This window comes from Allobosea sp. TND4EK4 (genome assembly GCF_900156025.1).
Classification (GTDB): domain Bacteria; phylum Pseudomonadota; class Alphaproteobacteria; order Rhizobiales; family Beijerinckiaceae; genus Allobosea.
Window position 1 is genome coordinate 221,241 of record NZ_FTMO01000005.1, and the last position, 17,833, is coordinate 239,073.

The following is a 17,833-nucleotide window of genomic DNA, read 5'->3' on the forward strand; positions in this document are numbered from 1 at the left end:
ACGCCGGCGCTCAGGCCATCGCGATGTATTCGCGCATCGCCTGGCTTTCGGCCTCGATCGCGGCGACGCGATGCTTCACGACGTCGCCGATCGAGACGATCCCCGTGACGCGGCCATTCTCTACCACCGGGACGTGACGGAAGCGGCCCATCGTCATGATCTCCATCAGCTCGTCGACGCTGGTCTGCGGCCGGCAGGTGACCACCTTGGCCGTCATGACGCTGGAGACGGCGCTCTCCAGCGCAGCCTCGCCCTTGGCACCCAGAGCCCGGATGATGTCGCGCTCGGACAGGATGCCCACCAGCGCCCCGTCGGCGCCCATCACCACCACGGCACCGATGCGCTTTTCGCTGAGCGTCTTGATCGCCTCGGCCAGCGTCCGGTGCGGCAGCACAGTGACGAGATCTCGGCCCTTGTCGTTGAGAAGCTGCTCGACATGCATGGAAAGTTCCTCCTGCTCGCGTGCCGTTGGCCGGCACGCTTTCCGCGGATGCTTCCCAGGCTGCCGGCGAGCTCACGATGCCGACAGGCCCGGAAACGCTTCGCAATCGCTGGCAGTGTGGGCGAAGACAGGGGCGCAGGCAAGGCGGCCGATGCCAGCCGCCGGGAGAACCTGAAGCCGGCGAGAGAGCTTCAGGCCCGTCGCGGCGCGCGGTCGAAGAGCGGGAACAGGAACAGCCCGACGAGGAAGCCGCCGATATGGGCCTGCCAGGCGATGCTGGTTTCCTCGCCGAAGATCGGCACCAGCCCGGCGCCGAACAGGATGTTGGTCACGAACCAGATCGCCGTGAACAGCAGCGCCCGCGAATTGCGCCAGAGCCGGCCGAGCGGCTCGATCGGGATAGACCGCACGACCGCGTCGTTCCCGAGCGCTCCGAAGCGCAGGCCAGGCGCGAAGACGAAGCGGATGGCCGCTGCCGTCGCCCCCGAAATGCCGGCCGAGGCACCGACCAGGGGCAGCACGTCGAGGTCGCGCGTCCACCAATGCAGCAGCGCGCCGCCGACCGTGCAGAGGGCGAGCAGGTTGAGGAAGCGGCCGGCCCCCAGCCGCCGAGCGACCGGGCTGCCGAAGGCGGCGAGCCAGAGCCCGTTCGAAGCAAGGTGCATCCAGGAGCCGTGAAGCAATCCGTAGGTCAGCAGCGTCCACAGCCTGACGCCACCATCGGCGAGCAACAGACGCACCAGTTGCAGTTTGTCCGCCACATTCTGCCCTGCGGTGGACTGAGCCAACGCGTTGACCACCTCGTCGATGCGCTCCGGTTGGGCCCACAGCGTCAGCCGGGCAGGCACGAAGGCGAGCCAGGAGATCACGGCATAATCGTCGATGTCGGAGAGCAGCCCTCGCCCGGCCTGAATCAGCGCGAGGATGACCAGGAGCCAGACGACGACGGGGGGCAGGTTGAGTGCGGGCTCGTGCGCCGGCGGGCGGGGATCATAGGGGGCCATCGGGCGCCACAGTTGCCGAAGGCGCAGGCCGGCGCAAGCGCGTTTGCAGCCGCGGCAGCCCGGCCGTCATGCCGGGCATTTTATGTTTCATCCACAGCGGCAATACTTTGTTAACCCTACCGGCCCGCTCGCCTCCCCCGACTCGGATGGGGGTGGCAAGACGGCATGGCGGATGCGTCCTCGATTCCCTGAAGGACTGTTTCGTCCCCCGAGCGTACGATTCTGCGCCATCACGGCACGCGGAGCGGCTCGCAGGGGGACGCCGGCTGAAATGGGCGATGATGAAGAACACGAGCACACGTCTGGTCTTCGACTATTGGGACAAGCTGCGCGGCGACCGCTCGGCCCCTGAGCGTGGCGAGATCGAACCCGGCGCTCTTCGCCACGCGCTGGCGGACACCTTCGTGCTGGAGAACGAGCCGATCGGCCCCGTCTTTCGCCTCGCCGGCACGCGGCTTTGTGCCCTGACCGGCCACGAGCTGCGCGGGCGCCCGTTCACGGCGCTCTGGCCCGATGTCGAATCGCAGGCCGATATGCGCCGCCTCGTCCAGACGGTGATGGACGAGAGCGCCGGCGCGGTCGCGGGCCTCTCCGGCGAGACCAGCACCGGCCTGCCGATCTATCTGGAGCTGATCCTCCTGCCGCTGCGCTATCGCGGCCGCACCCATGCTCGCGTCATGGGCGCCCTGTCCCCCGCTTTGACGCCGGACTGGCTCGGGCTCGACACGGTCGCAGGCATGCGGATGATCTCCCTGCGCATGCTCTGGCCGGCCGCCGCGTCTCGCCCGTCAACGCCGGAGCCCCAGCGTACCGCCCCCCCTCGCCTCGTCGTCCTGCCGGGCGGCCGCGCCTGATCCTTAAGCGGATTTTGCGTCACGGAACGGTCCGTTAACCGCGACTCTTCTAGACTCGGCTCGAATTCAAGCTGGTCATGATGTTGAGCGCGCTCCAAACGCCCAGAACGGCAACGATGCCGCAGGAACGCAGGCGCCACCACCGGATGAAGGTGGTGCTGCTCGGCCGCTACATGCTGCCCAATCGCATGGAGTATCCCTGCCAGAGCATCGATATCTCGCCGGGCGGCCTCCACCTGGCCGCGCCAGCCAAGGCCGCGCCGGGCGAGCGCGTCATCGTCTATCTCGAACATCTGGGCCGCATCGAGGGCACCTGCGTGCGCACCACGATGGAAGGCTTCGCGATGACCATCACCGCGACCAGCCGCAAGCGCGAGAAGTTCACCGCACAGCTCACCTGGCTCGCCAACCGCGAGGAGCTGGGCCTGCCGGAAGACCGGCGCCACGAGCGCATCGTGCCGCGCAATCCGCGCTCGCTCCTGCTCCTCGATGACGGCACGGACCACCCCGTACGCATCATCGACATCTCGCTGTCCGGAACCGCGATCTCGACCGATCTCGACCTGCCGGTCGGCACCGCGGTCAGGATCGGCAGTACGCCGGCGCGGATCGTCCGCCGTTTCGACGGCGGCCTTGGCCTGGAATTCCGCTTCCCGCTTTCGGCCGACCTGCTCGACGAGAATCTCGAGCTCTGAGCGCCCGCCGCTCGGGCGCGCTGAATCCTGACCTGAAGCAAGTCAGTATCTGCGGCGCGCGCTGTTGCTCGGCGCGCCATCCCCGACCAGCTCTGACCTGGGCGCCCGCCGGCGCCGCCGCTCCCGACGCACATCCGCGCCTCGCCCGAAAACCTCTTGAGAACCCTGTATCGGTGGCGGGCTGGACTCGCGCCGGGAGTAACACTTCAGTAAGCTAACCGTCCCCTAAACGTCTTCCGGCTATCCACCGTTAATTTTGTATTGCCGCATCGTCGAGAAAAGTTACCCGCCGATTTGATCCGAATTGATGCTGATCCTGATCGGCAGATCACGCCGCGCGAATACAGACAATTTGACGCTTTCACTTCAAGCGAATTCCATCGGCGCAGCAGCATCGTCTCCCCGGGACAGAAAGGGGACGACATGCTCCATCATCGACTTGACCTTCGCCACAAGCTGACCGGCGCCGCGCTGGCCTTCGCGTTCGGCCTCGGCGCCGCTGGCGTCGCCCAGGCGCAGAGCGCTCCCGGCATCCCGGTGGCGAGCGCGCCGGCTACAGCTTCCGGCGAAGCCCGCGCGCCCTATGCCTGGGTCGATTTCTGCAAGCGCATGCCGTCCGAGTGCCGGCTGGACACCCGCGAGCCCGAGCGCGTCGAGCTGAACGCCAAGAGCTGGAAGACGATCGTCGCGGTCAACGGCAAGGTGAATCGCGAGATCGAGCCGGTCACGGACGAGGAGCATTGGGGCGTCGTCGACCGCTGGGACATTCCGACCGACGGCAAGGGGGACTGCGAGGACTATGTCCTGCTGAAGCGCAAGCGCCTGGCCGAGGCTGGCGTGCCGCGCCGCGCCATGCTGGTCACGGTCGTGATCGACGAGGAGAATGCGGGCCACGCCGTGCTGATGATCCGCACCGACAAGGGCGACTTCATGCTCGACAACAAGCGCAACGCGATCCTGCCCTGGAGCCAGACGGGCTATGTCTACGTCAAGCGGGAGTCGCAATACCAGACCGGCTGGACCTCGCTGGGCGGCCAGCAGTCGCCGACGGTCGCCTCGGTCCAGCGCTGAGAATTCGAGCGGCGCCTCCAGGGCGCTGCTCGCCAGGACGACGAGGCCCGGTCACGTCCCCACCCACCCGTCCCAGGCCGGGCTTCGTTGAAGGGCCGGTTTCCCGCCGCAGGGAAGCCGGCCCGCTTCTTTTTTGCCCTCAGTCGATGCGGCTCAGGCCTGCAGCGAACTGCTTCCAACGGGCGACGTAGCCGCGGGCCGAGGCGGCGATCCCCTCGGCGGCCTTGTCGTCCAATGTGCGGATCGCGCGCGCGGGCGCGCCGACGATCAGCGAATTGTCGGGGAATTCCTTGCCCTCGGTCACCAGGGCATTGGCACCGACCAGGCTGTTGCGCCCGATCTTAGCGCCGTTGAGCACCGTCGCCCCCATACCGACGAGGCTGTTCTCGCCGATCGTGCAGCCATGCAGGATGGCCCGGTGCCCGATGGTGCAGCCCGCGCCAATCGTCAGCGGAAAACCCATATCGGTGTGCAGCACGCAGCCTTCCTGGATGTTGCTGTCGGGTCCGATCGCGATCCATTCATTGTCGCCGCGCAGCACCGCGCCGAACCAGATGCCGACCCCGGCCGCGATCCTCACACGGCCGACCACATGGGCATCGGGCGCCAGCCACCACTGGCCTTCGGCCGCGGTTTCAGGACGGGTCCCGTCGAGCGCATAGAGCGGCATGGGGCGTTTCTCCAGATCGCGTTTCAGCGCCGTCGAAGCGGACCGGAACGGTCGCGCCGACGCCCGAGGATTCAGGCGGAGGGCCGCCCGGTCAAGCGGTGATGACGTGAAGCAGGTCGAGCACGACGCGGCCTGACGCCATGCTCCAGACCCCGGCGATCATGCTGGCGAGCATGACGAACAGGAAAGGTCGTCCCTCGATCCGCCGGCCGCGCACCGTGTTGCGCAGGATCAGGAAGGGCGCGCTGAAGATCACGACCGGGACACTCGCGACCGCGGCGAGCCCACCCTCCTGCAGCAGCTTGAAGTCGGCCCGCCTTGCGGTGAACAACTCGAAGGCACTCGCCAGCAGGCCGGCGAAGGCAAAGCCCAGCAACAAGGACTGCAGGGCCTCCAGCACTTCGGGGCGGATGAACATGGCGTGGCCTCTGGCTGTGCGAATGCGCCGGACCCTGCCTCATGGTTTACGAACGGTGAAGAAAAGTCTTAATCAATAGTAAACGAGCATGGTTAACCGCAGGCGCAGCGCGGCGCGAATGTGCCTGGCCGCCGCGGAAGAGCAGATGCTCCTGTTGCCCCAAGGCCGCTCCACTTGCTACTATCGCTCCGGGCGAAACCGAAGCCGATCTCTGCGTCGCTCATCCTTCCGTAACGTCAGGCTTTCGGTGCATTGATCTGACGATGTCCGGTATCATCCTCCTCCTGACGCAGGCCCTGATCTATTTCGGCGTGATGGCCACGCTGTTCCGCCTGCGGCACGCGATGGGGCTGGGCGCCTTTCTCTGCGCGCTCGGCGTGATGCATTTCCTGGAGACCTATCTCGCGGCGGTCTTCTTCATCCAGCTTCCATTCGGCCTGCTCTCCCCAGGTTCGACCGTGCTGTTCTCCGGCAAGCTGGCGATCATCCTGATGTTCTATATCCGGGAGGACGCCGAGGCCGTGCGCCAGCCGATCTACGGGCTGCTGATCGGCAATTTCCTGATGGTCGCGCTGGTTCTGACGCTGCGGCTCTATGGAGCCCCCGTCTCCCTCCCCGGCTACAATCCTGATCTCGTGCTGATCGACGAGATGGGCGCGCTGATGATCTGGGGCACCTCGCTGCTCTTCATCGATGCGATCGCGATCATCCTGCTCTACGAAAAGCTGCATACCCTCCTGCCGCGTTCGGTGGTGCTGCGCGCGGGCGTGAGCCTCGCGCTGATCCTGACGTTCGACCAGGTCGGGTTCTTCATCGGCCTGCATTACATCGCGGGCACGCCCTGGGACGCGCTGGCCGGCGGCTGGATCGCCAAGATGGGTGCGGCACTGGTCTACAGCGCCCTGATGGGACTGTATCTCTCGGTCCTGGAACGCGACACGGCCGAGACCGCGCCGTTGCCGCTATCCGACATCTTCCACAAGCTGACCTACCGCCGCAAATACGAGGAGCTTCTCGGAACCAGCGGGCGCGATGCGCTGACCGGCGCGCTGACTCGCGAGCGCTTCGACAGCGTCGGCCTGGCCATGCTCGGCCGCGCGGTCGCGATGAGGCGCCCGCTGACCCTGGCCCTCGTCGATGTCGATCACTTCAAGAGTATCAATGACCGATACGGCCACATTGCGGGCGACGAGGTGCTCACCCGCATCGTCGAGTGCCTGCGGGCAGAGATGCGGGCAGAGGATCGAATCTTCCGCTATGGCGGCGAGGAGTTCGTCGTGCTGTGCGAGAACATGCCGCATCCAGCGGCGATCGCCTATGCAGAACGGTTGCGGGCCTCGGTCCAGCGCACGCTGTCGGTCGAATTCGCGGCCGCTCCCACTGTGAGCATCGGACTTGCCACCTATCCGGACGACGCCGCCAGCATGCGTGATCTCATCGCCCATGCCGACCGTCATCTGTACGAGGCCAAGCGGCTCGGGCGCGACCGCGTCGTCGGGAATGTCGGCTGAGGCCCCGGTGGGCAACGCAACTCCCGCTTCGGCGCAGTCGGGCGGGCAAGCCGGCTGATCGTTCGGAGCGGAGCTTTGTCCCGAGCCTGCCCCGGATCGCATCCGGCCGCTTATGGTTTACGCGCCGTTAAGCGCCCGGTGATTCAGTGGCGGCATGGCCGTTGCGAGACCACAGAACATGACCGCGTCGCTTCCCCATCACCTGCCCGGGCATCAGGCGACTGCCTTGACCGCCATGGTGAGGACGCGCCTGCAGCGCACCGCCCCACCGCTTCCGCGTGCCGACCTCGCCCTGGTGAAGGCCGCCTCCGCGATCATCGCCGCCGGCGTCGCCGCAACGGCGCTTGCAACCTACCTCACCCACCGAAAGCCGGAGCCTGTCGACACGCTGCAGCCGGCCCGCGTCGGCGATGTCGCGCTGATGATCCCGAAGGAGCTGACGGGGCTGGACGAGAATGACGGCACAGGTCGTCTGGTCGGCATGGTCCGCCTACGGCTCGCCTGGCCCGACCTAGGGCCGGCGCATCCGCAGGACAAGCGCCGCCTGCTGATCACGCTGAGCCCGCCCGACAAGGTCAACGAGCCGGCGCGCCAGCTCGCCACCTATGCCCGCTTCCTCACCCCGACCGTCTGGTCCAATCCCGGCGGCCTCGTCGTGCGCGGCTTCCGCAAGGGTTCGCCCTTCGAGGGCGACGAGTTTTACGTTTCGGTGCCGGACGGGCGCGGCTTTGCCGCTCGTTGCCCGGTCGACACCGGCAGCAACCTCGACGAGCCCTGCCGCGTCACCTTCCAGCACCGCGGCATGGACGTGAACATCCGCTTCCCCCGCACCATCATCGCGGATTGGGCGGTCATGCTGGGCGGCGTGCGCCGCACGCTCGACGGGCTGATGCGGTAGGACGGATCGTCATTCTCGGGCGAAGCGAAGCGCAGGCCCGAGACCGCACGCAGGATGAGGTGCCGGAACCTCATTTTCGACGATGCTCGGGTCAAGCCCGAGCATGACGGCCTTGAAGCTTCAATCCTCGAGATCGACGTCGAGGATCGCCATGGTGAAGTTGAAGGAGCGGTCGCCATCCTCGTCGTCGACATGGATGATGCCGATATACTCTTCGCCCATATAGACCTCGGCCGAATCGGTCTTCTTCATCCGCGCGCGGACGCTGATATTGGCGTTGTTGAAGGTCTTGCGCAGATAGGCCTGCAGCTTGGCGAGTTCGGTCTTGTCCACGATGCTAAGTCCTTTCGATTGGCGGGAGCGATGCCACGCCGCGCCGGAGAGGGCAAGCGAAAGCCGGCCGTCCCGCCTTGCGCCGGCGCCGCTTGCGCTGTGATCCATGACCCTTAGCATGCGGGTCGAACTGCTCCGGCATGGATCCCAACGATGAAGCCCTGGCTCTCCCCCGCCCTCGCCTATGTCGAAAGCTGGCTCGCGTTCCAGCGACGGCACCACGATCAGCCCGGCGTCTCGGTCGCGATCGCCGAAGGCACGCAGATCGTGCTGGAGGCCGCCTTCGGCAGCGCCGATCTCGCCACGGGCGAGCCGCTGACGCCCCGCCACGGCTTCCGCATCGCCTCGCATTCCAAGAGCTTCACATCGGCGGGCATCCTGCGCCTGGTCGAGGACGGCCGGCTCAGGCTCGACGACAAGGTCGGCTCCCTGATCGACGGGCTGCACCCGGAGATCGCCGCCGTCACCGTCGGCCAGGTTCTCTCCAACAGCGCCGGCCTGACCCGCGACGGGCCTGATGCCGGCCAGTTCCTCGACCGCAAGCCCTATTGCGACAAGGCCGAACTGCTGCGCGATCTGGCCGCCCCGCCGGTTTTCCCGGCAGCGCAGCGCTTCAAATACTCCAATCACGGCTTCGCCCTGCTCGGCCTCGTCATCGAGGCGGTGACCGGGCAGAGCTATCCGGAATGGATCACCGACGAGGTGATCGGCAGGGTCGGGCTGACCGAGACAAAGGCCGACATCGAACTCTGGGGCGAGCGCCCGATGGCGAAGGGGCATAGCGGCCGGCAACCGCTCGACCGGCGCGTCGTCATCCCCGGCGACAACCCCTGCCGGGCGATGATCTCGGCCGCCGGCTTCGTCTCCACGGCCGCCGATACCGCCCGCTATTTCGCGCAGCTTTCTCCGGCCGCCGGAGCCTCGATCCTCTCCCCGCTGAGCCGACGCGAGATGAGCCGCCGGCTTTGGCCGGACGAGGAATCGGCGCTCGGCCGGCATTACGGCCTCGGCACGATTTCCGGCGGCGATGGCGACTGGCGCTGGTTCGGCCATTCAGGCGGCTTCCAGGGTTTCATCACCCGCACCTGCATCTTCCCGGGCCAGAATCTCACCGTCAGCGTGCTCACCAACGCGGTCGACGGGCTCGCCCATCCCTGGCTCGACGGCATCGCCCATATCCTCAGGACCTTCGCGGAGCGCGGCGCGCCGCCGGCGTCGGCCGCCGATTGGCGCTGGCGCGGCTGGTCGATCTGGGGAGCGACCGACCTCGTGCCGGTTTCCGACCGCGTGCTCGTCGCCAACCCGGCGCTGCTTGCGCCCTTCCTCGATACGTTCGAGGTGACGCTCGAAACGCCCGACGAAGGCCGCGTGACCAAGGGATCGGGTTTCGGCAGCCCGGGTGAGTCCGTCAGGCTGGTCCGGGATCAGGCCGGCAAGATCCAAAATGTGCAGTTTGCCGGCGGCCGGTTGGTCGATGAAGACGCCATCAGGTCGGAGATGCGCGGCCGGTACGAAGCCGGCGCCGGTCGTTGAAACCCGATCGGGCTCGCCCCGGTTGAAGTGGCTGTCGGGCGATCGGGCGGGAGGTTTCGATGGAGCAGGAGAGAGGCGGTTGCCGGTGCGGCGCGGTGCGCTTCGCTGCGGAGGGCGCGCCTTATCGCGTCGGCATCTGCCATTGCATGGATTGCCGCAAGCAGCACGGCGCGCTGTTCCAGGCCTCCGCGATCTTTCCTGAGGATGCGGTCGCGATCGAAGGGGAAACCCGCGCCTACGAGGGGCGTCATTTCTGCCCCCGCTGCGGCTCGCAGGTCTTCGCCCGCAGCGCCGACGAGATCGAGCTCAATCTCGGCGCCTTCGACGACATCGACCGGTTCCAGCCGACCTATGAGCTCTGGACCATCCGCCGCGAATCCTGGCTGCCGGACTTCCCTGTGAAACATCGCTACGAGCGGGACCGCGCAGGGAGCGGCCGCAGCGAGGACTGAGCACGGCACTTCCATGGCTGGCGCGGTTCCGTTTCGGCCTGTAAGAGGCGGCACCTCCCGCCAACAGCGAATGCCATGACCGCCATCGACGACCTGATCACGCTGCGCGACCTGCTGCGCTTCGCCGTCTCGCGCTTCAATGTGGCGGGCCTCAGCTTCGGCCACGGCACCACCAATGCGCTGGACGAGGCGGCCTTCCTCCTGCTGGAGGCGCTGAAGCTGCCGGTCGACGACATCAATCCCTGGCTGGACGCGCGCCTCACCCGCCTGGAACGACAGAGCCTGCTCGACCTGATCGAGGCGCGCGTGACGACCCGCAAGCCGGCCGCCTATCTGGTCGGCAAGGCTTACATCCACGGTCTCGGCTTTCGCGTCGACGAGCGGGTGATCGTGCCGCGCTCCTATATCGGCGAACTGCTGATGCGCGGCGTGCTCGAATCGGAAGGCCTCGGCCTGGTGCCCGAGCCGGAGGCGATCGGCAGCGTGCTCGACCTCTGCACCGGCTCCGCCTGCCTTGCCATCATCGCCGCCGGCCGCTTTCCCCAGGCGCAGGTCGATGCCGTCGAACTCTCGCCGGATGCGATCGAGGTCGCGAAGCTCAACATCGCCGATTACGAGATGGGCGAGCGCGTCCATCTGCTCCGGGGCGATCTCTTCGCGCCGTTGAGGGGCCGTCGCTACGACCTGATCATCGCCAACCCGCCCTATGTCAGGGCGGAGGAGGTCGCGGCCTTCCCGCCGGAATATGGCGCCGAGCCGCAGATGGCCCATATCGCCGGCACCGACGGGCTCGACCTCGTCCGCCGCATTCTCGCAGAGGCGCACGGCCATCTGAACCCGGGCGGCGCCCTGCTCTGCGAAGTCGGCACCGGGCGCGAGGCGCTGGAAGCGGACTACGACCTGCCCTTCACCTGGCTCGACACCGAGGACAGCGAGGCGGAGGTCTTCTGGATCGCGGCGGAGGACCTGCCGGGCTGACCCCATGCGTCATTCTCGGGCTTGCCCCGAGAATCTTCCGAAGCCACGGCTCGGGAGCCGCATCTGCACGAGATGCTCGGGTCGAGCCCGCGCATGGCGGCGCGGCCATTCCGTGCTCACCGCATGAAATGCAACTCGCGGAACCGGCCGCGGAAGGCCGTCACATCCTTCGCGATGGCATCGGCGGGGCGCGAGCCGTTCAGCCCCTCGGCGATGTAGCCGGCGAGTTCCGGCATGTCGGCCGCCGTCATGCCGAAGCGCACGATCTCCGGCGTGCCGAGCCTGAGCCCGTTGACGTCTCCCGGAACCTGAGTGGCCGGCAGGCCGATGCCGCAGGAGAGGATGTTCACCCCGCGCAGCCGCTTCGCCGCCGCCTGCCCGCCGCCATAGGCGGCCGCCTCGATCGCGAACTGGTGCGAGGTCGTCATGCCGCGGTCGCGGGCGAAGACCGGCACCTGCCGCTCCGACAATGCCTCGGCCAGGGCCTTCGCCGTCCTTGCCATCTCCTGCGCATAGTCCCGGCCGAAGGCCTTCCAGTCGAGCAGCGAGATCGCCAGCGCGGCCGATTTCGCCGCGTCGAAATTCGCGGTGAGCCCGGGATAGGCGATGGCATCGAGCTTTTCGGCGATGGCGGCGTCATTGGTGACGATCAGGCCCGAAGGTGGGCCGCCGAGGCTCTTATAGGTGCTCATCGTCATCAGATGGGCGCCCTCCGCCAGCGGCTGCTGCCAGCCATGGCCCGCGATCATCCCCGACATATGCGCGGCGTCGAACAGCACCAGCGCGCCGACCTCGTCGGCGATGGCGCGGATCTCGCGGATCGGATGGGGGAAGAGGTTGAGGCTGCCGCCGATGGTGATCATCTTCGGCTTCAACCGCAGCGCGTCCGCCCGCAGCCGCTCGACATCGACGGTATACTTCACCGGATCGACGGGCGCCGGATGCGTGACGATGCCGTAGAGACCGGCCGCTCCGGCGCCGTGATGGGTCACGTGTCCGCCGATCTCGCCCGTCGGCGCGATGATGCAGTCGCCGGGCTTGGCGGCGACCATGAAGGCATAGAGATTGGCGATCGCGCCGGACGGCACCCGAATCTCGGCATATTTGGCGCCGAAGACCTCGGCCGCGAGTTCGGCAGCGACGATCTCGATCTGCTCGATCGCCTCCAGCCCCATCTCGTATTTGTCGCCGGGATAGCCGAGCGAGGGCCGCGCCCCGATTCCGGCCGAGAGCAGCGCCTCGGCCTTGGGGTTCATGACGTTGGTGGCGGGGTTGAGGTTGACGCAGTCGCGCTCGTGGATCGCGCGGTTCTCGGCGGTGAGCGTTGCGATGCGCTCGGCGATGGCGTCGAGCGGCTGGCCGGCGGTCTCGCCGGCGACCCGCTGGATGTAATCCTCACTCGCCTGCGGCACCCAGCCGCGCCGTTCCAGAGCCGTCATCGCCAATTCCCCGCCTGTCGTTCCTGGCCCTCATAACAGCGGTTTGCAGGCGAGCGCGCAAACGAGTATTCATCGTCGGAAGACTGAGGAATTCTCAGCCTCTGCCAGGAATGATCCTTGTCCGTCAGGCCGCCGCGCCCACGCCTGCCCGCGCTCAACGCCCTGCGCGCCTTCGAGGCCGCGGCGCGCCTCGAAAGCTTCGCCAAGGCCGCCGACGAACTCGGCGTGACGCCCGGCGCGGTCACGCAGCAGGTCAGGCAATTCGAGGCCTGGCTCGGCTTTCCCGTCTTCCGCCGCCTGCCGCAGGGGGTGGTGCTGACGGACGCCGCGCGCGAGGCCCTGCCGCGGCTGACGCGCGGCTTCGACATGCTGGGCCAGGGCGTTCAGGCGCTGCGGGAGGCGCGGCCGTCCCGCCCGCTCGCTATCGCCGCCCTGCCCTGCATCGCCCAGCTCTGGCTCTCGCCGCGCCTGCCCGCGCTGCAGCAGGCCTTTGCCGGCCTGCAGGTTTCGGTGGCAGCGATGGAGGAGGTCCCGGATCTGCGCCGCGAGCCTTACGATCTCACCCTGTTCTACGGACCGTCGTCCGGCACCGACGCCATCCTGCCCGTCTGCGCTCCCGCCCTGGCGACACGACTCGCCACCCCAGCGGATCTTGAGCGTGAGACGCTGCTTCACGATGCGGTCTGGCGGCACGACTGGGCGCGCTGGCTGAGCTTCGCCGCTCCGGATGCCGGCATCGATGCCGCGCGCGGTCCCGCCTTCTCGCTCTACAGCCTGGCGCTCGACGCCGCCCTGGCCGGCGCGGGCGTCCTGATGGGCCGCCTGAGCCTGATCGGTCCGCCGCTGGAGACCGGGCGTCTGGTCGCGCCCTTCCCGCACGCGATGCCGACGCCGGACGCGCTGGCGATCGCCTGCTCAAGCTCATCCGGCGCCCATCGCGAGCGGCAGGCGGTGCTGGATTGGTTGTCGGCCGCTCAGATGCAGCCGCCGCAATCGCCTTCGAGGATCTGATCCATCGAGCGCGACGGCTCGGCGCATCCGGCCTCGCCCACCACCTTGGCCGGCACGCCCGCCACGGTCTTGTTGCGCGGCACGGCCTGGAGCACCACGGAGCCCGCAGCGACGCGACTGCACTGCCCGACCTCGATATTGCCGAGGATCTTGGCACCGGCGCCGATCAGCACGCCCTTGCGAATCTTGGGGTGGCGGTCGCCCCCCTGCTTGCCCGTGCCGCCCAGGGTCACGCCGTGCAGCATCGAGACATCGTCCTCGATCACCGCCGTCTCGCCGACGACGAGCCCGGTCGCGTGGTCGAGGAAGATGCCCTTGCCGATGGTCGCGGCCGGATTGATGTCGGTCTGGAAGATCTCCGAAGACCGTCCCTGCAGGTAAAGCGCGAAATCGCGCCGCCCCCGTCCCCAGAGCCAATGTGCCAGCCGGTGGCATTGCAGGGCGTGGAAGCCCTTGAAGAACAGCACCGGCTCGAGCACGCGGTAGCAGGCCGGATCGCGATCCAGCACGGCCACGACATCCGCGCGCATGCCGGCACCGATCGCCGCATCGTCGGCGAGCGCCTCGGTGAAGGCCTGCTCGATCAGGTCGGCCGGCACGGACGGATGCCCGAGCCGTGTCGCGACGCGATGCGCCACCGCCGCCTCGAAGCTCGGCTGGTTGAGCACCGAGGCCATGATCAGCGTGCCCAGCGCCGGCTCGGCCGCCACCGCGACCTCGGCTTCCGCGCGCAGGCGCGACCAGGTCGGATCGACCCGGTCGAGACCGCTGACGGGGTCACGACGTTCTGCGACGGAGCGTCCGGCTGGCATGGTTGCTCTCCGATACGGGCCTGCGGCGGAAGGACATTCTAGCATCCGAACGGGCCTCTTGCCCAAGATGAAAGGCGCCGCTGCCCTTCACCGATATGAGATGCGCTGAATCAAAGTCAAAGCATCTCGCGACAAGTCGCGAGAAAAGAAAGATTTTCTCCGGCCAGGCCGGCAGCGGTGCACCGCGATCACAAGCGAGCGAGGAAGGCCAGGACCGCCTGCTTGTGGCTCTTGTCGCCGACGGCGAGATTGTGGTCGCGCCCTTGGATGGCGAAGGATTCCGCGTCGGGAATGAGCTTTGCCAGTTCCGGCCCGGAGCCGGAGACGGCGTCGGTCGTGCCCACGCTGACCAGAGTCGGGACCGCGATCTGCCCCACCTGCTCGGCGCTCAGCGTCTGGCGCGAGCCGCGAATGCAGGCGGCGAGTGCCTTGAGGTCGCTGCCCGTCTGCTCGGCGAAGGCGCGGAACATGCGCTGCATCGGGTCGGTCAGGGTATCGAGCGAGGGCGCCTCCATCGCGTCCGCGATCCCCAGCGGCAGCCCGACGCCCTCCACCAGATGGATGCCGAGCCCGCCGAGCAGCAGCGCATTCAGCCGGCGCGGATGCGCCAGCGCCAGATGAGCCGAAATCCGCGCGCCCATCGAATAGCCCATCACCGCCACGCGCGGGATGTCGAGATGGTCCATCAGCCGGCGGACATCCTCCGCCATCACATCGGAGGAGTACGCGGCGGGCTCGTAGAGCTTCTCGCTCTGCCCGTGGCCGCGATTGTCGAGCGCGACGACGCGGTAGCCGGCATGGGTCAGCGTCTTCGTCCACTGGGTGTTGACCCAGTTGACGGCATGGTTCGAGGCGAAACCATGGACCAGGACGATGGTCTCGTGTTTCGGCGTCTCGCCGGTCGGGGCGAGATCGACATAGGCGATCCGCACGCCATCGGAGGAAAAGCTCTGCATCGCTCGGTCAGTCCAGCCTGTCTTGCCGATGTCCCTGCCACGAGAGGGCGACTTTGGGTAGCTGCAGCCGAGCCTCTTGCGTATGAGCCGGGGCCATGGGACCCACAGCCATGACCGAGCCAGCCCCGACGCCCGCGCCACCCGCGGCGCCGCCGCCGATGCGCGGCGCGCGCTTCGCGCAGGTCGATGTCGCGCGCGGCATCGCGCTGCTGGCGATGTTCGTGTTCCATTTCGCCTATGACCTGTCGAATGCCGGCCTGATCGAGACCGACATCGCCTTCGAGCCCGGCTGGCGCTGGTTCGCGCGCTGCATCGCCGGCTCCTTCCTGACCCTCGTCGGCGTCAGTCTCGTGCTGGCGACGCGCAGGGGCCTGAACCGTGCCTCCTTCCTGAGGCGCCTCGCCATGGTCTCGGCCGCCGCTCTCCTGGTCACGGCCGGCACCGTCGTCGCGATGCCCGCCAATTTCATCTTCTTCGGCATCCTGCACCATGTCGCGGTGGCGAGCGTGCTCGCCTTGCCGTTCCTGCGCCTTCCGGTCGCCAGCGTGATCCTTTCGGCCGCGGTCGCCTTCGCCCTGCCCTCCCTCGTCGCAAGCCCGGTCCTGGATCAGAGCTGGGCGGTCTGGCTCGGCTTCTCGCGCCTTCCGCTCCAGACGGCCGACTTCGTGCCGGTCTTCCCCTGGTTCGGCTGCGTCCTCACCGGGATCGCGCTGGCGCGGATCGTTCTCCCCCGCATCGAGGACAGCGCGGTGGCGAGCTGGCGCCCGCGCCTCCTGCCCGTCCGCATCCTCGCCTGGGGCGGCCGTCACAGCCTGCTGGTCTATCTCGTGCACCAGCCGCTCTTCATCGGACTGATCATGCTGGCGGCGCAGGTAATCGCACCCGTGCCTCGCGAGGAGAGCCGGTTCCTCGGCGACTGCCAGGCGACATGCGTTCGCTCCAATGCGGACGAAACGCTCTGCCGGGATACGTGCGCCTGCACGGTGGCGGGCCTCAAGCGCGAGAACCTGTGGGGCAAAGCGCTCGCCGATCAGCTCTCGGCCGAGGAGACGGCGCGCCTCAGCCGCCTCGCCCAGGCCTGCCTGCGCGGGCCCTGACGGCCTCCATGAGGCAATTCGCGCCAGCTTCCGCCGCGATCGGCTCTGGCATCCCGCAACGCAACCGGCTAGGTTGCGCCCACATTCGAGCCTGAAGAGCGACGACCATGGCCGAGCACGGCATTCCGCATTTCCAGAACGATTCCGGCGTCGGGACGATCCATATCGGCGCGCGCGAATTCATGTGCATCGGCGCCAAGCCGCCCTTCGACCACCCGCATGTCTTCCTCGACATGGGCGCCGATTCCGAGATCGTCTGCCCCTATTGCTCGACGCTCTACAAATACGATCCGGCGCTGAAGGGCGGTGAGACGAATCCGGCCGGCTGCGCCTGGCACGACACGCCCAAGGCGGCCTGAGCCCACCGATATTTCGCCATCGCGCGGGCTCTGAGGGGCGCCCGCGCGCACTGTCAGGGCCGCGCTGTCGCGGCCGCCGCTGGAAAGGCATGATGCCGTGGCCGCTCCTCATATCGTCATCGCCGGCGCCGGCATCGGCGGCTTGACGGCGGGTCTGTGCCTCGCCCGGCGCGGCATCGCGGTCACCATCGTCGAGAAGCGCACCGGCTTCGGCGAGCTCGGGGCCGGCCTGCAGATCTCGCCGAACTCCGGCCGCGTCCTGGACGGGCTGGATCTGGCCCTGCCGCTGAAGCGCGTCGCAGTCTCCTCCCGCGGCCTGACGATTCGACGCTGGCGCAGCGGCGCCGAGCTTCTGGCGATGCCGGTTACGCAGGAGCCGGGAGAGCCGCCCTTCCGCCTGCTGAAGCGCAACGACCTCCACACCGTCCTGCTCGACGCCATCCGGGCGATGCCGAACATCCGCCTGCTGGTCGGGCGCGGGGTGCAGGACGCGGCACAGGATGCCGAAGGCGTCACGATCACGCTCGACGGCAAGAACGGCGAGCCCCTGCGCGCCATCGCGCTGATCGGCGCCGATGGCGGCCGCTCCCGCGTGCGCGAACTCGCGGGCGACACCGCCCCGCCGGTCTTCACCGGCTACGAGGCCTGGCGCACCGTGCTGCCCGCCACCGGCGCGGAGATTCCGGGCGTGACGCTGCATCTGGGGGCCGGCCGTCACGCCGTGCACTATCCGGTCGCGGCCGGCCGCGAGATCAATCTCGTCATCCTCCGGCAGGCGCAGGAGGCGCGCGAAGGCTGGTCGCGCGAGGGCGACCGCGCTTTGCTGCTCGACCATGTCGCGAAGGCCTCACCCGCCCTGCGCGACCTCGCGCGCTCGGCCCCCGGTTGGCTGGTCTGGTCGCTGTTCGACCGCGCGCCTGCGGCCATGGCGAAAGGCCGGATTGCGCTCATCGGAGACGCGGCCCACCCCGTCCTGCCCTTCCTCGCCCAGGGCGCATCGCTCGCGATCGAGGACGCGGCGGTGCTTGCGCGGCATCTCGCCACGACGCTCGCCAGCGACGGGAATGCCGGCGTGGCGACGGCCCTCGCCACCTTCGCGGCCGCCCGCGCCGGCCGTGCCGCACGCGTCCAGAGCGAAAGCCGCAGCAATGGCCGCACCTATCATCTCGGCCTTCCGCTGAGCCTCGGCCGCGATCTCGTGCTGCGCAGGCTCGGCGCCGAGGGCATGCGCGCCCGCTATCGCTGGCTCTACGACTGGCGCGAGGAGGCCTGATCTCGCGCTCGCCGCAATTCGTTCCTA

Annotated in this window: 20 protein-coding genes; 12 read left to right on the plus strand and 8 right to left on the minus strand. The window is 68.1% G+C overall.

Annotated elements, in window-relative coordinates; translation table 11 throughout:
• Nucleotides 1-10: 10 nt before the first annotated feature.
• The gene (locus BW981_RS11980; protein WP_076439381.1) at nucleotides 11-442 is read right to left on the minus strand and encodes a CBS domain-containing protein; all 432 of its coding nucleotides are present in this window, start codon (nucleotides 440-442) and stop codon (nucleotides 11-13) included.
• Nucleotides 443-633: 191 nt separating this feature from the next.
• On the minus strand, nucleotides 634-1,446 hold the full coding sequence (locus tag BW981_RS11985) for a rhomboid family intramembrane serine protease (protein ID WP_076439383.1): 813 nt from the start codon (nucleotides 1,444-1,446) through the stop codon (nucleotides 634-636).
• 278 nt (nucleotides 1,447-1,724) lie between these two features.
• On the opposite strand from BW981_RS11985, the gene BW981_RS11990 reads away from it, so the two are divergent.
• From BW981_RS11990 to BW981_RS12000, 3 genes are all read left to right on the plus strand, one after another.
• Nucleotides 1,725-2,300: a PAS domain-containing protein gene (locus BW981_RS11990; RefSeq protein ID WP_175624107.1), complete on the plus strand. Its 576-nt coding sequence runs from the start codon at nucleotides 1,725-1,727 to the stop codon at nucleotides 2,298-2,300.
• Between the two features lie 116 nt (nucleotides 2,301-2,416).
• On the plus strand, nucleotides 2,417-2,995 hold the full coding sequence (locus BW981_RS11995) for a PilZ domain-containing protein (protein WP_244560302.1): 579 nt from the start codon (nucleotides 2,417-2,419) through the stop codon (nucleotides 2,993-2,995).
• 423 nt (nucleotides 2,996-3,418) lie between these two features.
• Nucleotides 3,419-4,066: a transglutaminase-like cysteine peptidase gene (locus BW981_RS12000; RefSeq protein ID WP_076439385.1), complete on the plus strand. Its 648-nt coding sequence runs from the start codon at nucleotides 3,419-3,421 to the stop codon at nucleotides 4,064-4,066.
• Between the two features lie 139 nt (nucleotides 4,067-4,205).
• On the opposite strand, the gene BW981_RS12005 is transcribed toward BW981_RS12000, so the two are convergent.
• Both BW981_RS12005 and BW981_RS12010 read right to left on the minus strand, forming a co-directional pair.
• Nucleotides 4,206-4,736 (minus strand): gamma carbonic anhydrase family protein, encoded by a 531-nt coding sequence (locus BW981_RS12005; RefSeq protein ID WP_076439387.1) that lies wholly within the window; start codon nucleotides 4,734-4,736, stop codon nucleotides 4,206-4,208.
• A gap of 91 nt (nucleotides 4,737-4,827) precedes the next feature.
• Nucleotides 4,828-5,154, minus strand: coding sequence for a DUF6949 family protein (locus tag BW981_RS12010; protein ID WP_076439389.1), 327 nt, complete (start codon nucleotides 5,152-5,154; stop codon nucleotides 4,828-4,830).
• 263 nt (nucleotides 5,155-5,417) lie between these two features.
• Between BW981_RS12010 and BW981_RS12015 the strand changes: the two genes are divergently transcribed.
• The gene (locus BW981_RS12015) at nucleotides 5,418-6,665 is read left to right on the plus strand and encodes a GGDEF domain-containing protein (RefSeq protein ID WP_076439390.1); all 1,248 of its coding nucleotides are present in this window, start codon (nucleotides 5,418-5,420) and stop codon (nucleotides 6,663-6,665) included.
• Nucleotides 6,666-6,843: 178 nt separating this feature from the next.
• On the plus strand, nucleotides 6,844-7,563 hold the full coding sequence (locus BW981_RS12020; protein WP_076439392.1) for a hypothetical protein: 720 nt from the start codon (nucleotides 6,844-6,846) through the stop codon (nucleotides 7,561-7,563).
• 120 nt (nucleotides 7,564-7,683) lie between these two features.
• Here BW981_RS12020 and BW981_RS12025 read toward each other — a convergent pair whose 3' ends face one another.
• Entirely contained in the window at nucleotides 7,684-7,896 is a 213-nt protein-coding gene (locus tag BW981_RS12025) for a DUF3126 family protein (protein ID WP_076439394.1), read from the minus strand.
• A 153-nt stretch (nucleotides 7,897-8,049) separates the two neighbouring features.
• Here BW981_RS12025 and BW981_RS12030 point away from each other — a divergent pair, with 153 nt between their 5' ends.
• From BW981_RS12030 to prmB, 3 genes are all read left to right on the plus strand, one after another.
• Nucleotides 8,050-9,429 (plus strand): serine hydrolase domain-containing protein, encoded by a 1,380-nt coding sequence (locus tag BW981_RS12030; RefSeq protein WP_076439395.1) that lies wholly within the window; start codon nucleotides 8,050-8,052, stop codon nucleotides 9,427-9,429.
• Nucleotides 9,430-9,488: 59 nt separating this feature from the next.
• Nucleotides 9,489-9,881 carry a GFA family protein gene (locus tag BW981_RS12035; protein WP_076439397.1) on the plus strand — a complete coding sequence of 131 codons (393 nt, stop codon included), beginning with the start codon at nucleotides 9,489-9,491 and terminating at the stop codon, nucleotides 9,879-9,881.
• 75 nt (nucleotides 9,882-9,956) lie between these two features.
• Nucleotides 9,957-10,859: a 50S ribosomal protein L3 N(5)-glutamine methyltransferase gene (prmB, locus tag BW981_RS12040; protein WP_076439399.1), complete on the plus strand. Its 903-nt coding sequence runs from the start codon at nucleotides 9,957-9,959 to the stop codon at nucleotides 10,857-10,859.
• A 116-nt stretch (nucleotides 10,860-10,975) separates the two neighbouring features.
• Here the strand turns inward: prmB and BW981_RS12045 are convergent, their stop codons facing one another.
• Complete coding sequence (locus BW981_RS12045) at nucleotides 10,976-12,298, minus strand: serine hydroxymethyltransferase (RefSeq protein ID WP_076439401.1); 1,323 nt, start codon at nucleotides 12,296-12,298, stop codon at nucleotides 10,976-10,978.
• A gap of 117 nt (nucleotides 12,299-12,415) precedes the next feature.
• On the opposite strand from BW981_RS12045, the gene BW981_RS12050 reads away from it, so the two are divergent.
• On the plus strand, nucleotides 12,416-13,309 hold the full coding sequence (locus BW981_RS12050; protein WP_139333741.1) for a LysR family transcriptional regulator: 894 nt from the start codon (nucleotides 12,416-12,418) through the stop codon (nucleotides 13,307-13,309).
• Here BW981_RS12050 and cysE read toward each other — a convergent pair.
• Nucleotides 13,273-14,121: a serine O-acetyltransferase gene (cysE, locus tag BW981_RS12055; protein WP_076439402.1), complete on the minus strand. Its 849-nt coding sequence runs from the start codon at nucleotides 14,119-14,121 to the stop codon at nucleotides 13,273-13,275. The genes BW981_RS12050 and cysE overlap by 37 nt on opposite strands.
• A gap of 188 nt (nucleotides 14,122-14,309) precedes the next feature.
• Nucleotides 14,310-15,077, minus strand: a complete 768-nt coding sequence (locus BW981_RS12060; protein ID WP_076439404.1) for an alpha/beta fold hydrolase — start codon at nucleotides 15,075-15,077, stop codon at nucleotides 14,310-14,312.
• A gap of 110 nt (nucleotides 15,078-15,187) precedes the next feature.
• On the opposite strand from BW981_RS12060, the gene BW981_RS12065 reads away from it, so the two are divergent.
• From BW981_RS12065 to BW981_RS12075, 3 genes are all read left to right on the plus strand, one after another.
• Nucleotides 15,188-16,174 (plus strand): heparan-alpha-glucosaminide N-acetyltransferase, encoded by a 987-nt coding sequence (locus tag BW981_RS12065; protein ID WP_175624108.1) that lies wholly within the window; start codon nucleotides 15,188-15,190, stop codon nucleotides 16,172-16,174.
• 107 nt (nucleotides 16,175-16,281) lie between these two features.
• Nucleotides 16,282-16,533 (plus strand): zinc-finger domain-containing protein, encoded by a 252-nt coding sequence (locus BW981_RS12070; protein ID WP_076439406.1) that lies wholly within the window; start codon nucleotides 16,282-16,284, stop codon nucleotides 16,531-16,533.
• A gap of 97 nt (nucleotides 16,534-16,630) precedes the next feature.
• Complete coding sequence (locus BW981_RS12075) at nucleotides 16,631-17,806, plus strand: FAD-dependent monooxygenase (protein ID WP_076439408.1); 1,176 nt, start codon at nucleotides 16,631-16,633, stop codon at nucleotides 17,804-17,806.
• Nucleotides 17,807-17,833: the final 27 nt, after the last annotated feature.

What these genes read in the sequence shown, in the direction of transcription:
- BW981_RS12060 (WP_076439404.1), bottom strand. Translation starts at nt 15,077, where the DNA reads ATGCAGAGCTTTTCCTCCGATGGCGTGCGGATCGCCTATGTCGATCTC.
- BW981_RS12035 (WP_076439397.1), top strand. Translation starts at nt 9,489, where the DNA reads ATGGAGCAGGAGAGAGGCGGTTGCCGGTGCGGCGCGGTGCGCTTCGCT.
- BW981_RS12030 (WP_076439395.1), top strand. Translation starts at nt 8,050, where the DNA reads ATGAAGCCCTGGCTCTCCCCCGCCCTCGCCTATGTCGAAAGCTGGCTC.
- BW981_RS12045 (WP_076439401.1), bottom strand. Translation starts at nt 12,298, where the DNA reads ATGACGGCTCTGGAACGGCGCGGCTGGGTGCCGCAGGCGAGTGAGGAT.
- BW981_RS12005 (WP_076439387.1), bottom strand. Translation starts at nt 4,736, where the DNA reads ATGCCGCTCTATGCGCTCGACGGGACCCGTCCTGAAACCGCGGCCGAA.
- BW981_RS11995 (WP_244560302.1), top strand. Translation starts at nt 2,417, where the DNA reads ATGCCGCAGGAACGCAGGCGCCACCACCGGATGAAGGTGGTGCTGCTC.
- BW981_RS12010 (WP_076439389.1), bottom strand. Translation starts at nt 5,154, where the DNA reads ATGTTCATCCGCCCCGAAGTGCTGGAGGCCCTGCAGTCCTTGTTGCTG.
- cysE (WP_076439402.1), bottom strand. Translation starts at nt 14,121, where the DNA reads ATGCCAGCCGGACGCTCCGTCGCAGAACGTCGTGACCCCGTCAGCGGT.
- BW981_RS12015 (WP_076439390.1), top strand. Translation starts at nt 5,418, where the DNA reads ATGTCCGGTATCATCCTCCTCCTGACGCAGGCCCTGATCTATTTCGGC.
- BW981_RS12070 (WP_076439406.1), top strand. Translation starts at nt 16,282, where the DNA reads ATGGCCGAGCACGGCATTCCGCATTTCCAGAACGATTCCGGCGTCGGG.
- BW981_RS12000 (WP_076439385.1), top strand. Translation starts at nt 3,419, where the DNA reads ATGCTCCATCATCGACTTGACCTTCGCCACAAGCTGACCGGCGCCGCG.
- BW981_RS11980 (WP_076439381.1), bottom strand. Translation starts at nt 442, where the DNA reads ATGCATGTCGAGCAGCTTCTCAACGACAAGGGCCGAGATCTCGTCACT.
- prmB (WP_076439399.1), top strand. Translation starts at nt 9,957, where the DNA reads ATGACCGCCATCGACGACCTGATCACGCTGCGCGACCTGCTGCGCTTC.
- BW981_RS11990 (WP_175624107.1), top strand. Translation starts at nt 1,725, where the DNA reads ATGATGAAGAACACGAGCACACGTCTGGTCTTCGACTATTGGGACAAG.
- BW981_RS12020 (WP_076439392.1), top strand. Translation starts at nt 6,844, where the DNA reads ATGACCGCGTCGCTTCCCCATCACCTGCCCGGGCATCAGGCGACTGCC.
- BW981_RS12065 (WP_175624108.1), top strand. Translation starts at nt 15,188, where the DNA reads ATGACCGAGCCAGCCCCGACGCCCGCGCCACCCGCGGCGCCGCCGCCG.
- BW981_RS11985 (WP_076439383.1), bottom strand. Translation starts at nt 1,446, where the DNA reads ATGGCCCCCTATGATCCCCGCCCGCCGGCGCACGAGCCCGCACTCAAC.